A 16,067-nucleotide genomic window follows, 5' to 3' on the forward strand; every position below is an offset into this window, starting at 1 on the left:
TGTGCTTTAGAAGAAAGTGTCAGCTATTCCTTTTAAAATAATATTAATTTTATAAGAGTTATGCTACTATTTGTATAGTGCGTTTAAACAAAAAATATGCCACTTACACCAATTGATATAAAGGTATCACCGATTGAATTAGATGATGAAGAAGACGTAGCAAAAAAGCAGCTTCGTGAAAGTGAGAGATATCTTTCAATCCCAGAACATTCAGAAAAACATAATCAACTCACTCCTGAAAGTGGTATAGGGACAGATGATGGCTTGCCACACTTTCCTCATAACGTGAAGGAATATCAAGAAGAAGATAAGCAATCTATTAATTCTAGTGTTACTGGCAGTGAATATAGCCCAAAAGCTCTTGATGATATTCGATTTTTACAAGAAATACGAAACTTGGGTCAAAAGGATGATCAATTTGCTCTAAAAAATGAAGAAGATGAATATGATATAGAAGCAAAAAAAACTGCTAGGTCATGTATTGAATCTGTATTGCAAGAAACTTATTCTGACTCTAATGATTGGAGTTCAGAGGAAGATTTAAGCTATAGTTCAGATGATATTCTTCCAGAAGATTCATTTTTGATGAAGTTGGAAGTACCATTAACTGAAAATGAAGAGAATTTGATCCATGAATTTTATCAAAAGATGAAAGAAGTAGAGGCACAAAATGATCAAGAGCGTAAAGAGAATATACATAACTCTAGTATAAATTGTACTGAGAACGCTTTAAAACGTATTAAGTGTTTAGTCGATGAATATTTGAAGAGAGGGATAAGGTTAAATGCATCTTATGATGGTCACACTGTAACAAATCTTATATTTGAAAAAATAATATACGTTCTTGATGGTATTGTACGTGTAACCTGTAACACTACAGCATATGGGCAGTTTAAGCCCTATGACGTTTCTAATTATGATGAAGATTATGATGATGAGTACGAATTATTTAAAGGTAGTAGTGCAGAAATTGTTAGCAGTATTATAGGAGATTTGCTGACAAAGGGCGGGAAAGCAAAACGCAGTTATTTCTACTATGACAGGTTAGCTCATGTAACTCGTAGCATTGATGATGGTCTTTATGAAAAGTGTGAGGAGATTGATAGCAAACTTAGAAGTATAGCATACAAAAGTGTTATAAATAAGAATAAGAGCAGAGATGATTTTGAAGTAGCAATAGATAATGGTTATTTTTACATAAAGTATGAAAAGAATAGCGTCGTTGAACTAACAAAGGTTACAAACAATAAAATTATAGATGATTTAAACTCAGAATATAAATTAAACTTAAAAGTTGGCATACTACAGATTGGCAGCAGTGTAATTAGAGTTGAGAAGTTAGAAAAGAAAAGAAATTATACAGATGTTCCGCAAGGTGTAATTAAGATGTCTTTTACTGCAAAAATAGAAGATAAAACTGAGAAGATCAGTATTCTTTTGTACTCTGATAAAGACGACAGTAGTAAAGTTAAAGTAGAACTAGATGAAGAGAATCAAGAGAAATTTGACAAATTAAAGGACAAATCAAGCTTCGGCAAAAACTGCTTCTTAGGTGGCAAAAGTGTTATACAAGCTATCCAAGACAAAGAATTCATTAAACATTGGTCTTATAAATCAGCTACTCCAGCTACCCCACCTACTCTTTTGGAACAAATTTCAGTTAGTAACGTTTTTAGTAGCTTGAAAGGTCAATGCACCCAATTTTACAAATATCTCTTTAGTAGGTGAGTTTCTTTAGAACTATTTAAAAATATCTACAGAACTTTATTTTATTTACAAGATCAATTTATACTGATTAATGTATAATTAAAAAAATATAGATTAAAATGGTAGGGGAAGTGATAAATTTTCTGCAAGAGCAAAAGAGGTACAGGATATTTTGGTGGGGATTTGGTGGTAGCTTGTTTAATCATTTATGTGGTGCTTTAGGTTTTAATGCTAAATACTTACTTGAAAATGAGGAAAACGAAGAAGTAAAAGATCAGCTTTATGGCTTGGTCTATGCTTATGGTGAAATGCCAGCCTACCATTGGTGGCCGTGGAGTAGGAAAATTAAAGATATAAGTTTAAGCCAGAACCAAAAGGAAAGAGTAAAAAATTATCCGTATTACAGGTTGTGGTATAGGTTTGTACTTAATATTTTTACTTCCATATCATTGCATTTCTATTTAGAAAAATGGCATAAGTTATCTTATCAGGGGGATGAGATGGTAAAAAAACATAAAGTTGGTAGAACTAAAAACATTAATGATCTATCGCATATTCATTTTTTAAATCAAGAGACTCAGATTAGTGATGATGTTGATGTTGTACCTGAAGAAGGAATTACCTTCTCCTTTGGCAAAATAGAAGACTCAATTATGCAGCTGAGTTTAAAAGAAGCATTAGAACTTTTTGGCTTGCCTAAACTACTGGAACGTTTGGATCATGGGTTGTATGCAATGAGATCACATCAAACGCAAAAAGAAGATTATGAAAAGTATTTCAACGAAGAAGTAAATCAAAAGTTTAAGAAGTTATCCTTAGCTTATCATCCAGATAAAGTAGCTGATGAAGATAAAAAAAGAGCCACAGAAATGCAACAAGGAGTAAATACTACACGGCGAATAATGAAGAATCTTTATGAGCATGCAATCTCTAACCACACTTCAGTTCTCAACAGGGATTTTCAATATAGTTTTTATGCTAATGTAGAAATTGGCCTATTATCTAATAAGGACAAGTTGGAGCAGCTTAATGATAAAATATTAGATAAATTATGGTGGATATCAAAGGTAAGTCATGCGCATCTGACAAGTTTGTTAGATAAGTTCTTAGTAGCAAGCAAGTCCACTATGGAGAAGCATCTGTTAGATGAAAAGAAAGATTTTCAATCTTTAGAATGGGATATAGAGCGCAAAGTTTTAAAAGCAGCAGATGAATATATAGAAAGATATAGAGGTTTTACTGAAGAGTTAGCTAAGCTACATAAAGATTGCCAAGATGATGAGGATCTTAAATACATAAAATCTTCCGTAAGTAAGTTGCTAGAGAGATGTGAACTCCAATGTAATATATTATCTTCAGCACAAGAATTTTTTAAGGAAAGAAGTGGATATATATTTTCCTATCTAATAAATCCAAAGCCGTATTCCTTAGCAGAGAGAGAGAATTATGAGAAGGTAGATGAATATTTTGTTCTTCCAGTAATAGAGTATTTAAACATTTTATTTATATCTTGTGAGCTGGCAAAGAAGGCAGAGAAGAAAAAAAGTAAAGGTTTATATAAGAAGTCGAGGAAATTTATATCGTCAAGAATAGGAAGTTATGTAAATCAAACAGAAGTAGCTAGTGAAGCGTCAGAAGAATTATCAAATGATAAAACAAGTGAAGAGATGGTACTAGAAAAGATGCAAGAACTTCCACGCGCGGAATTACATGAGCTTTGTTACTATCTTATGAGTTACCGTTGTTATAATTTAAATAAGGAAGATTTGTTTAATTTGTTGCAGAGAAAGTTTCAAGCTGGAGAAATAAATAAAAAAGAAGCAGAAGGTCTAGTCTATAAGCTAATCTCACAGTATCTTGCGCGTTTAACTTGTGAATTTACACCAAAAAGAACCCTAAATGATGCACTTGCTGATTATGAAAGATTGGCGAAAAAAGTGGAAGAAATACTTGAAAAAGCACAAGAAGTTCAAAAGCAGCAAGAGAGAATTGCTGAAGATCATAAAAAAATAGAAGAACAATTGGAGAAGCAATCAGAACAATTAGAACAATTAGAGAAAAATAATAAAAATCAAAAAGAACAAGCACAGCAATTAGAACAAAGGTTAGACAATATTGAACAAGTATTAAAACAATTTAAAGAAGCAGAACAATTGCATAGTAGTACAGGAGAAGAAAGCCAAAAGCCAAATCCTACTTTAGAAGGGGCATCTATTTGTGGTGAGGATAATATATTGACACAACACTAACTGGTTAATAACATGTTAACTTTAATATAAATGAGGGGAAAAGATGACAGGTGTGCAACAGGTAGATAAAAAGAAAAAAGCCGATGATGAGTTGCAAACAATAGTAGATGAGCTGAAAGCAATAGATGAAAGTTTAAATGTGCGTCTTGATAATATCAAGAAAATGTTAAAAATTAAAAGGCTTATTATACAACTGTTTGACCGTTACACACTTGAGGTTTTTGAAACACAGATAAAATCTTATAAAATAGTTTTTGAAGAGATATCTACTACCATTGATGAAGGTAAAAAGGAAGATAAGAGTAGTAGTGAGATTATTAGTAGACTAGCAAAAATAAATTTGGATGTGGAATATAAGGATCAAAAAGCTCGAATTGAGCGTAGCAGTACTTTAGAGAAGTTGCATTTATCTGTAAAAAGCTCAGCAAGTGAGTTAAAGGCTACTATAGCTAACTGTAGAAACAATACTTTAGATGATCACAATAATGAATTAAAGAATAAATTAACTGTGACACAAGATGTGTTAGATGAAACCTTAAATAAAAATAAGCAACTAGAAAGTGAGAATGGAGTGCTAGTAGGACAAATACAATCACAAAGCAAGGAAATACAGGAATTAAAAGCGGAAAATATCAAAAAAACAGAGCAGTATCAATTGCTAGTACGTAGGTTGAGCAAAGTTGAGGAAATGATAGCAGTGATGGTGAATCAAAGCCAAGCTCTTAAACCGGATTGTGATTTTCCATCTTCCTCTTTAAGTGACAGTGATATCGAAGTTACAAATATGCCAGATAAGAAGCATAGCTGAAGTTTTTCAATTTAAAAATTAAAGTTTTTATTGTACAGCTTAGGCTAGTATGAAAGATAAATTTCAATCATAAAGCTGAGGTAAGAACTGGAAAAGCTGCAGATGCAAGTTGAAGAAATACCAGGTTCTAATATGAATGCAGCAGAAGTGCAATCTCATAGCAGCAGTGGTAGGTTTAATACAATTTAACAAAAATAAGACAGATTAGCATTTTGTTAAAATGTTGCATTCTTCATAACACATCTCGCTATAGTAGAGCAGTTTTGTTGTTAGAGGGAGAAATATTATGGGTAATGCTGATTGGTTATTATTAATTAGTTAATAATTATTTCAAGATATTATTAAATTTAATAACTTAAACTATACTGCTAATTAATTTACATACATTGAATCAGGAAGTCCTGTCTCACTGCTTCTAAAGCATTCAAGGGTAAGGGCATTCTTCAAAGCAGTAGATAAATTTGTATTTGGGTCTTTACCTTTTTCACAAACTTTCGCTATTACAAAACACATAACTGCAAGAGCTGCTACTCCAATAAATATCCCAGCAGCAATGATAGGGTTAAACTCTGTTACACCAACTGATAAAGCTACTGCAGCGTAAATCCCTACTGCTATAAATGGAGAAGCTATCATAGTGGCATATACAGCCTTCTTCGTTAAACTAAGCTCTCTGTTGTTACTTGCTACTTTATCTACTATCACTTGTGTTTGATAATCATTAGCAACAATGGAGCTGCTTGTGTTTAACATTGGTAATTTTGCATATTGTTTAAAATTTAAATCTTCTGTAGAATCAAAGTCCTCTGTTATTGAGGATTGTATCTCAGGTTGTTGTGTATCCTCTTTTTTATCAAAACTAACATAATCAAGTAGGTTATCATTTTTTTGCTGATCATTAATTTTTACTAAATTCAGGTTTTGTATAGCTTTTATTCTCTTATTTCTATTACTGAATCCACTATCTTGAGTTATAAATCCAACTTTCCTGCCAAAATGGCTATCAACATTAAAACCAGTACCATAAAACAATCCTACTAAAACCACATTATTGACTGAAGTTAATACCCTAACAGAGGAATAGAAGATAGGTACATTATTACCTATGCCAATAGCTTGATCTGGTTTGCATATTTCCAGCATCATTGGCATTCTCAATTGTGTATTATGATCTAAAGGGTTAAAAATTATTGTTGAAATTGGAATCACACTTATATGGTTAGTATCTTCTATTGCGTTAAAGCATACATATGGATTTTCCTGATATAAAAGATATCTTATAAAGTTAGCAGCGTAGTATTGACTATTACCTAAGACTACATTGTTAATTAGGATGAATGATCTAGAAAGATAGTAAAAGATAGATGCACTATATCAGGTTGGAAATCGCTTTCTTGCATCATATTAATAGCTTGATAATAGCCATCTATTTTATGAACAGTATATTCTGGCATTACTGATATTCTTAATTGTGTGCCTACATGAACATAGCCTAAAAAACCAGGTGCTACTGCTGGAACTGGATCGCATCTATGTTGAGTTACTCTGACAGTCCTATTTGGAAGAGCTTTATTGTAAATTTCACTAGCAGTAAGATCAAAGACTCTTGGATCAGCAAAGGTTGCAACATGAAGATCTTGAGCACCTATTACTTTACTTAGAAAAAGAGCAGCTATTTTAGCGATAGCTCCCCCCATACTATGACCTGTAAGATAAAATTTAAAATCTTTAATTTCCAATTTTTGTTCATCAGAATAAGTTTTTATAATATCAGCAAGACACTTTCTTGAATCTTTAAATGAATTATAAAAACCATAATGCACCCTTCCACCTTCAGATAAAAACTCTAGGATAGTAAGCCATGCATTAATATCAGTCATAATATCATCAAAACCTTGAGTACCACGATAAGCTATGGTTATTTCTCTATCTTTTGTAAAAACAAAGCCAGCTAACGTTCCATTAGTGTGGTAGAATGGAATAATATTGTATCCTTCTTTGATAAATTCAGCTTTAGTCTTATACACTGCTTCAGATAATTTTATATCATTATTACCATAGGTTATTTTGGAGAAAGTGCACATCTTCAATAACTTTTTTTTGTTAAACCCTGCAATTTCTATTTCGTCTGGGTCAGGGTAATCTATTAATTCAAAGCTGTCTAAGCTGTCAGTATGATGTACAGTTTCAGTATCATTAATATTTAGGGTTTCTACTTTTTTAGCTTCAGATTCTGCAGAACAGTGCTGCAATTCATCCCAAATAGATTTTTGACCTTCTATTGAATCTTCACTCATTATCCCCCTCAATATATTAATTAAGTATATTATTAAATCTTAATTTTATAAAGTAAATTGTTCAATTCTTAAAAGAGATCATAAGATTTTCTTTATTTACAACGTGGCTAAACAAATAAGTTTATAAAAAATATTGTCCTCTTTAGCATTAACAGCATTTTATTTATTTACTCTTACTTCATTCTCTCAAAACCATATAGAAGTACCCATATTTTAGAGAAAAAAGGTAAGAAATGCTACATTATGGAAAACAAAACATAGGATTATTTGAAGTATAATTGAATACCAAAGTATACATGTATACCGAGCAAAATAGGCTACTGTAGCAGGTTTAAGATCATGCTAATATTAGAATAGAGAACAGTTCGTACAGGTTGCTATGGTGGAGGCAAGCGGAGTCGAACCGCTGACCTTCTGCGTGCAAAACAGACGCTCTACCAGCTAAGCTATGCCCCCATATAAAAATAAATAAGACATTACACAACCATCTTGATAATAAGACACCTAAGGTCAATATACAAGAAAAACCTTTATACTGCCTTAAATAAATTTAATAAATAATTTAACTTGCTACAACAACGACTCTACGATTTTTAGACCAAGCTCTTTCATCATTGCCAATAATCTCAGGTTCCGATTCTCCTTTAGATTCAGTATATATTCTATACTTTAAAGATTGATTACAACTTATTATATATTCTTTTATTGCATCTGCACGTCTTTTTCCTAGAGTGAGGTTATACTTTTTTTTGTTGCGGCCATTAGATACACAACATTGATCAGTATATCCTATTATTTTAATTACCTTATCAGGGTTAATTTGTAAAAACTCTATAGTGTCTAACAATTGTAACTTACTTTCATCTGTAATTTCTGATTTATCACACGAAAAATAAACTTTCCAAACCTTTTGACTATTGTGTAGCATAGGGAACGTACTTTTTATGAGACAACCACTAGAGCCAAACATTAAAATAAATAATAATAACAGTACGGATACCCTATGGTACATTAAATTTCTTTTATTTAATAATTAATTAATTTTATTGCACACTATGTAATAGTCAATACTTCTGTTAGAGCAAGACTAGATTTTCGTAATTTTAAAAGAAAAGAGTATATGATATTTTAGTTAAAAACTATATTACTTACAGTACAATTATCTAATTTTTGAATTAACCTATCTTTTTATTCCTATACAATTAATATTGTAAATCTTTTACAAAACATAGGATATTAACGAAAAAATAGCTTGTGGGTATAAACTCTTTCACAATAAATGTAAATTTTAGTGTACAATAATCTTATTAATGGTTTTCTAACGCTTGCAACGCTATACTAATAGTTCTAAAACCTAGGAACAAAGATGGCTAATACTGGCAATGTAAAAACAGATCAATTGTTTAAAGGATTAACAAGACCAGCAATGCTATTTGGTGTTAGCTATATTTTTTCTGTATTCAATCTTTTAACTATTATGATGCTCTTTGTGTTTTTAGAGGATCTTAGGGTTCTTTTTATTTTAGGTCCAATAATTCATGGAGCAGGATATATCGCTTCAACAAAAGAGCCACTATTCGTTGAATTATTTATGATAAAAATGCAAAAATGCTCCAAGTGCTTAAATCGCTTTTATCATGGGACAAATTCATATGATATAACGTAAAAATGTTTAAACTAAGAACGTTAGAATCAAGCAACAGCAGTATAATAAGAAGGGAAATTCATTCTGCTAATTTTATACCCTATTCTCATCATTGGAATAGCACAACTTTAATGACAAAAGAAGGTTATATGTTAAAAGTTGTAAAGCTTGATGGCTTTGCTTTTGAGACTGCAGATGATGAAGATTTATCTATACAGAACTCTATTAGAAATCAAGTATTGCGTAGTATTTCATCACCTACATTTGGGCTGTATTTTCATATAATAAGACGAAGAAAAGATGCCTTTTCTGATGGTTTTGCTGGTAAAAGACTTTCCAATTACTTTTCTGACTATGTGAATCTAAAATGGAGAGAAAAACACTCAACAAGACAATCGTTTATTAATGAGCTGTATATTACAATTGTTCGTAAATTTGACAGAAAGGGAGTAGAATTTCTCAGCTACTTATTACAAAAATTTGACAATGTAACCTCAAAACATGCGCGTGAAAATGACATGAGGGCTACATACGAAGATCTAGAAGAGATGACAAATCGTGTAGTTGTAAGCTTACGCAATTACGGACCTCGTGTACTTAAGGTACGTGAGACTTCTGGTAGTTTATTTTGTGAAATTACAGAATTTTTATCAAAAATTGTAAATTGTGGTTTTGTAACTAATGCACTTTTTCCAATTACAACTGAAATTGCAAAATACTTACCATTGAATAGATTATATTTCGGTCATAAGATGATACAAATAGTCTCCCATGATAGAAATAAGTATGCTGGTATAATTAGTGTTAAAGAATATGGTCAGCATACTTTTGCTGGCATGTTAGATAGCTTCTTGCAACTTCCATATGAATTTATAATTACACAATCATTTGAGTTCACAAATCGTCAGATGGCAATTACAAAAATGCAAATTCAACAAAATCGTATGATGCAATCTGCAGATAAGGCGATTTCACAGGTTGTTGAAATTTCACAAGCTCTTGATGATGCGATGAGTGGTAGAATTGCATTTGGCAACCACCATTTAACTATTTTGTGTATAGAAAAAACACCAAAAACTTTAGATAATGCTTTAGCGTTAATTGAAGCCGAACTTTCAAATTGTGGTATTTATCCAGTTAGAGAGAGAATAAATCTTGAGCCAGCTTTTTGGGCACAATTGCCTGGTAATTTTGATTATGTAGTACGCAAAAGCACAATCAGTACACTTAATTTAGCAGGTTTTGCTTCATTACATAACTATCCAATTGGCAATAAGTCCAATAATCATTGGGGTGAAGCTGTGACTGTATTTGATACAACTTCAGGTACTCCATTTTTTTTTAATTTCCATGTAAGGGATGTTGGTCATACTATGATTATTGGTCCAACAGGAAGCGGAAAAACTGTTTTGATGAATTTTCTCTGTGCACAAGCGATGAAATTCACACCAAGAATGTTTTTTTTTGACAAAGATCGTGGTGCTGAGATTTTTATTAGAGCACTAAATGGAATTTATACTGTAATAGAACCAAGAACGCCCACAGGGTTTAATCCGTTGCAACTAGATGATACTCCCGATAATAGAACTTTCTTGATGGAATGGATTAAGGTTTTAGTTTCAACATATGATGATAAATTTTCTTCTGAAGATATAGAGCGTATTAATGATGCAATAGAAGGCAATTTTAAACTTGCGAAAGAAAAAAGAATATTAAGTAACATTATACCATTTTTAGGATTAGGTGGACCGGATACTTTAGCAGGACGTATGTCTATGTGGTATGGCAATGGCTCTCATGCATCCATATTTGATAACAGTGAGGATCTGCTGGATTTTTCTAAATCCAGAGTATTTGGCTTTGAAATGGCAAATCTACTAAAAGACTCAGCTGCTCTTGGACCGGTATTGCTTTATCTCTTTCATAGAATAAGCATATCTCTTGATGGTACACCTTCTATGATCGTTCTTGACGAGGCATGGGCGCTTATAGATAATCCAATTTTTGCTCCAAAAATAAAAGACTGGCTTAAAGTGCTGAGAAAGCTTAATACTTTTGTAATTTTTGCCACTCAAAGTGTTGAAGATGCAAGTAAAAGCTCTATTAGTGACACTTTAGTACAACAAACTGCAACGCAGATCTTTTTACCCAATCTTAAGGCAACAAGTGTATACAGAGATGTCTTTATGCTTACCGAAAGAGAATATATGTTAATTAAACATACGGATCCAGGCACTAGATTCTTTTTAATAAAACAAGGAATTAATTCTGTTGTTGCAAGAATAGATTTAAAAGGGCTTGATGATATAGTAAATGTACTGTCTGGACGTGCAGAAACAGTGTTATTATTATATAATATTATAAAAGAAGTTGGTCATGATCCACAAATATGGCTACCTATATTTTATGAACGGGTAAAAAATGCTTAAAAACGCTAAAGTAGTATTACTTATACTGGCTATTTTATTATTAAATGTTGATTTTTTACTCGCTAGTCCCGCTATTGCTGCAGAAGCAAATGAAGAGGGTGCAACAGCAATTTTTAGAGATACAAAAGCCAGCAATCCTAATTGCCAAGCAGCGAAACTTTCAACACAAATTATCTCAGGTATATCTGCTGGAGTTATTTTAATAATAACTGGTGTTGCTCTTAAGGCCAGTGTTATAGGTATTAAAGCTGGCATAGTAATGTTTGGTTCAGGTGTTGGAGCCATTACAGCTCTTGTCATGAGTAATGCCATGTTTTTTGGCTGTAATTATAGCTTTGTTAGACATCCTGTACTACGTTCTGATATCAACGATGAAAGTGGAGGTCAACCTGGGCAATATAAACACTGCAGAAATCCTGATAAAGCTTATCCAGCCTGTGCCAATAAGATATATCAAAATGAAGATGATTATTTTAGATGTATAGGAGATGGAGATATAGAAAAAGGTAGAAGGTTAGAGCCAAGATGCCCAAAGAAAGAATTTGAAACCGTTGGTGAGTATTATTGGCCGAAGAATAGGATATCGAGCAGTAATTATATAGAAGTATGCTATAGAGCTCCTCTTGTAGGAGTTTACGGAAAAGATAAGCTTTTGCCGAGGGAGCTTGATTATGGCAATGACGATTTAAAAAATGCAAAAATATGGCTTGGTGGATCAGTAGAATGTAGTGGCCCCTTAAGAGCCGGTCAAAAAGCTATACTGCATGGAGTGACGTTTAAGGCAATAGAACGTAGAGACCAAATTTGTGTAGACGCTTGGGGTATGGGCGATCTTCCATGGTTTCCGCAATCAGAAGTTGGTTGTCACATGCGTCCAAGCGGTCCACCCGCTCCTATGTGTAAAGAATCAAAGCCTGAGATAAAAGATGGAAAAGTTGTAAGTTATGATAATAGTAAGTGCTTTAATTGGTACATCTCACCGGCTTGTTATAGCATAACAGGGGCACATGCAAAATCTCCTTTCCCTTTAACTTCAGTAGTTGTTGAATGCCTCAAGGAGTCATTGAACAATCTTCTTACAGGAACATATGCTGATGGGACAAAAAGCAAGGATGGATTTTTAGATATTGCGCAAAAGAGGCTAAAAACAGCAATCAAAGCAGCGCTAGTACTAGCTTTGATGTTATTTGCCATTAAAACAATGCTTGGCGGAGTGCAACACACTGCTGAACTATACTTACTGATAATAAAATTTGCATTAGTGCTATATTTTACTATGGGTGGGGTTATGTCGCACTATTACGATCAACTTATAAAGCTATCGCAAGGTTTATCAGATGTAGTGTTGCGAGCAGGAGGCAATGAAACTATATGTAATTATAGGCAAGATGAATATCTTATTAATGGAAAAAATCTTGGATATTTGGCACTATGGGATAGGCTGGATTGTCGCATAATGTTTTATTTAGGAAGCCAGCTTAATGCAACAACTGGCGTGGCAATACTGACAAGTTTTATGCTAGCAGCGCTTATTATTTTTGCTATCTTCTTTGGTGCACAAGTTATTATATGCATTGTTGCTCTTTTTATGGTGATAATGATAATTCTGGTTGCAATATGGATGGTTTATTTATTCATACTATCTTTAATCGCTTTAACTATCATTATTCTTATATCACCTCTATTTATTCCTATGTGTTTATTCCAAGCAACTAAGGGGTTTTTCGACGGTTGGCTTAAAGAGATTATGACTTACTCTTTATATCCTGTCATACTGTTTGCTTTTCTTTCACTTATGTTTTCAGTATTCGATAACTTGTATTTTGGTGATTTGAGGTTCAAACGTGTCACAGGTGATAATGGAAAAATAACCTTCACTTTAGATCCGGAAGATGCTTGTGACCTTACAGAGCATAAGGGCAACCTTGCTTGCATTGTGAATTCTATAGGATTTAGGAATCATAAAATAATACTTGGAATGGAGGTGACAGGTTTTGAGCTTGATAAAGGTGTTACTGAGCTATTGTGGACAAAACTTGGAATGATGGGACTTATGGGATTCTTATTTTACCATTTCTTAGGTACTATTGGCAGCTTAGCAGCAGAACTTGCTGGTAACCCAAGAGCAAATTTAGCTCATGGGGTAACTTCACCAACAACAATGATGAAAAAAGGCTTAAGTGCTGCTTTAAGTGCACACAGTGGCATAAAAGATGCTGCTAAGAAAATAGCAGGTGCAGCAAAAGGTGGTGGAGGGAGTAGAGGTAGAGCTGGTGATGAAGTATCTAAAGGGTAGCTTTCAAAATGTTCAAAACCTTAGCCATCATTTCTATTATCTTTTTACTTTCAAGTTGTGGTGGTACTGCATGCCTTACAGCTCCTGGTCTTTTAAAAGATGAAGTTAGAGATATAATTCCGACAAAACCAAGTAGTTTTGGTGATAAAGATTTTGATAAAAATAAAATTGCTAACTATTGGATAAAATCAGATCTTAAATTAAAAGAAAATGGTAAGCAAAAGGTACGAATTACCCCTAATGGTATAAATCTGTGTTATGGTGCAGTTCAAAATACAATGGTGGAACCGGGAAAAAATATTTTACAATTAAGATATCTAGCTGCTGTTCATGAAAAACTAATTTTTAGGCTAGAGCCTAGTATTATCGGATCTTTCAGTGAAGATATTTGTGATAACAAAAAGGATAATGTTTATGTACAAGATCCAAGTGCATGCAAAAAGAATAACATTGGAACTCAATATTCAGCGAAAATTAGTAATGGCAATGGATCTATAATTAATAGATATTACCCTAATAAAGAAGATAGTAAGAAATGGTTAGATGGTAAAATCTATGCTCTTTTAAATAAGGTAGATAGCAATGAAAAATCAGTATCAGATTCATCGATTGAGCTTTTAAATGAATTAACTGAGTTTAAATTGCCTTGTAATTTAGATGGATTTGTTAGAAGTAAGTGTGGCGAAAAAGATTCAGAATGTATTGAAGGCATAAAATCTACCATATTTAATAACAATACATATTTGCTCAATTCAATGTGTGGTAATATTTGTGGAATAAAAGATGCAAATGGCAAGATTAATTGGTCAAATTGTGCACAAACTGAAGTTTCTATAGAACATCCTGAGGGAATAGAAACAGAAAATGCAGAAATTGATCAAGATGGAAATGTAACGTGGGTTAAAAAGAAAGAATTAACATATATACCGTCATTACAAGTTGCTAGATATTATCGCTCAGGTAACTCAAGTAGTCAGGTATATTTCAAGACATATGGCAATATAAATAGTGGTACTCGCTCCGGTTATGGATATGAAATATCGGATGGTTATACAACTGATACATTATCTTTGTACCTTGGCAACATCAATAGCAAAGAGCAATCTGGAGGATATCATATTTCAGTAGAAAAGGATTGTAGTTACTACACAAGTCGAAGCTTGTATTATTATGTAGGAAATGAGCCTCCAGATGGTATGCCTGGAAAAGTTGGCAAGCTAATTGACCTTAATAATAGGAATGAAGACCACTTTGAAATAGAAGGTACCGGTAATGTATATTATGGTATCCGTGATAATGGCGATGGATACGAAAACAATATCGGTTATTTTGAAACACTTACATTTGTAGATAAAGATGTTCCAGAAACTATTTCCTGGCTTGTAAATGAAACCAAAAAGTACATTTTTAAAGCATTTTACGGACCAAATTTTGATGTCAACAATCCTAATAACAACTTAAGTAGTGGTGCTGTAGGCACGGTATATCAAGGGATTATCAAAAATAGTAGTTTTATATCACTTACAAAAGTAACTTTATTACTTTACGTCACTCTTTATTCTCTTTTTTATTTACTCGGAACGTTTAGAGCTTCTCAAGCAGAGCTGGTATCGCTTATTGTTAAAATCAGTATTATTACTATATTGATTGGGTCCAATAGTTGGACATTTTTTAATACTTATCTGTTTCCTTTATTTACTAAGGCACCAATAGAGTTAACTAATATAATGACAGGACAACAATCTAGTAGCACTGATTTTAAATTTCTTGATTTAAGTTTATACAGATTTACTCTACCACAAACTTGGCTGCAAATACTTTCTTTATTATTTACTGGTCCTGTTGGTTGGATCGCAATTTTTCTGATCTTTTGGGGTTTGATAATGTTGATTGGATGCCTTTTTGAAGCTGTCATGCTTTACTTTATATCCATCATTATGATTGCACTACTCCTTTCAATAGCTCCACTGTTTATCATTTGCATATTATTCCAACGCACAAAGGCCATTTTTGATTCATGGATAAAATTACTAGCTCAAGTAGCAATGCAACCAGTTTTGGTCTTTGCATCTATTGCGATGCTTAATCAAGCTATGACTGGTGTGTTATATGGACTATTTAACTTTGATATATGCACTGCCTGTGTATTTCAGCCCTCTATTGATCTTAAAATTACAGAGATTAAGTTTTGTTTACTTGAATTTTTCCTGCCACTAGGCTTTTCTCCTGTATCTACCGTTTACGATCATTTGCGTGATGCAGATAGTGGTCTAATAAGCTTTATGGGGATACCAATACCAATTATTAATATAATGATGTTTGTAATATTAGCACATGCCATGAAAAGCTTCGTTCAAGTTGCAGGTACCATAGCCTCTAGTATATTTGGCATGATGGTGGCTGATCTATCTGGTGTTGCTCACAGCGCTAAAGAGAGTGCACTTGGCATTATTGGTATGGATAGTGAAAGTAGAATGCGTCGTTTGCAGATAAAGCACAATCAAAAATCTTATACATCTTCAAGAAGTGCAGGCAGAGGTCCTATAGGAAGCAATACTAATCCTATTGACAGCCCTATACATGACCCACCATCTTCTTTCCCTGATCCTACAGATCAATCTCAAGATGGGCAGTAA

General features: G+C 33.0%; 10 protein-coding genes and 1 tRNA gene. 7 read left to right on the forward strand and 4 right to left on the reverse strand.

Annotated elements, in window-relative coordinates:
- Positions 1-96 precede the first annotated feature (96 nt).
- From AACL09_RS03335 to AACL09_RS03345, 3 genes are all read left to right on the forward strand, one after another.
- The gene (locus AACL09_RS03335; protein WP_339046905.1) at positions 97-1,728 is read left to right on the forward strand and encodes a hypothetical protein; all 1,632 of its coding nucleotides are present in this window, start codon (positions 97-99) and stop codon (positions 1,726-1,728) included.
- A 98-nt stretch (positions 1,729-1,826) separates the two neighbouring features.
- Positions 1,827-3,956, forward strand: coding sequence for a hypothetical protein (locus tag AACL09_RS03340; RefSeq protein ID WP_339046906.1), 2,130 nt, complete (start codon positions 1,827-1,829; stop codon positions 3,954-3,956).
- A 43-nt stretch (positions 3,957-3,999) separates the two neighbouring features.
- A complete protein-coding gene (locus AACL09_RS03345) occupies positions 4,000-4,764 on the forward strand; it encodes a hypothetical protein (protein ID WP_339046908.1) in 765 nt (254 codons plus the stop codon).
- 372 nt (positions 4,765-5,136) lie between these two features.
- Here the strand turns inward: AACL09_RS03345 and AACL09_RS03350 are convergent, their stop codons facing one another.
- From AACL09_RS03350 to AACL09_RS03365, 4 genes are all read right to left on the reverse strand, one after another.
- Positions 5,137-5,910: a hypothetical protein gene (locus AACL09_RS03350; RefSeq protein WP_339046910.1), complete on the reverse strand. Its 774-nt coding sequence runs from the start codon at positions 5,908-5,910 to the stop codon at positions 5,137-5,139.
- A gap of 182 nt (positions 5,911-6,092) precedes the next feature.
- On the reverse strand, positions 6,093-7,061 hold the full coding sequence (locus tag AACL09_RS03355) for a lipase family protein (protein ID WP_339046912.1): 969 nt from the start codon (positions 7,059-7,061) through the stop codon (positions 6,093-6,095).
- A 380-nt stretch (positions 7,062-7,441) separates the two neighbouring features.
- Positions 7,442-7,517: transfer RNA gene (locus AACL09_RS03360), tRNA-Ala, on the reverse strand.
- A 106-nt stretch (positions 7,518-7,623) separates the two neighbouring features.
- Complete coding sequence (locus AACL09_RS03365; RefSeq protein ID WP_339046914.1) at positions 7,624-8,031, reverse strand: OmpA family protein; 408 nt, start codon at positions 8,029-8,031, stop codon at positions 7,624-7,626.
- A 396-nt stretch (positions 8,032-8,427) separates the two neighbouring features.
- Between AACL09_RS03365 and AACL09_RS03370 the strand changes: the two genes are divergently transcribed.
- From AACL09_RS03370 to AACL09_RS03385, 4 genes are read left to right on the forward strand one after another with little or no spacing between them, the layout of a single operon-like run.
- A complete protein-coding gene (locus AACL09_RS03370; protein ID WP_339046916.1) occupies positions 8,428-8,727 on the forward strand; it encodes a type IV secretion system protein VirB3 in 300 nt (99 codons plus the stop codon).
- Between the two features lie 2 nt (positions 8,728-8,729).
- Positions 8,730-11,135, forward strand: coding sequence for a VirB4 family type IV secretion/conjugal transfer ATPase (locus tag AACL09_RS03375; protein ID WP_339046918.1), 2,406 nt, complete (start codon positions 8,730-8,732; stop codon positions 11,133-11,135).
- Positions 11,128-13,431 (forward strand): type IV secretion system protein, encoded by a 2,304-nt coding sequence (locus AACL09_RS03380; protein ID WP_339046920.1) that lies wholly within the window; start codon positions 11,128-11,130, stop codon positions 13,429-13,431. The genes AACL09_RS03375 and AACL09_RS03380 overlap by 8 nt, the downstream gene beginning before the upstream one ends.
- Positions 13,432-13,439: 8 nt before the next feature.
- Positions 13,440-16,067, forward strand: a complete 2,628-nt coding sequence (locus AACL09_RS03385) for a type IV secretion system protein (protein ID WP_339046922.1) — start codon at positions 13,440-13,442, stop codon at positions 16,065-16,067.

The organism is Candidatus Mesenet endosymbiont of Phosphuga atrata, from assembly GCF_964020175.1.
Lineage (GTDB): Bacteria > Pseudomonadota > Alphaproteobacteria > Rickettsiales > Anaplasmataceae > Mesenet.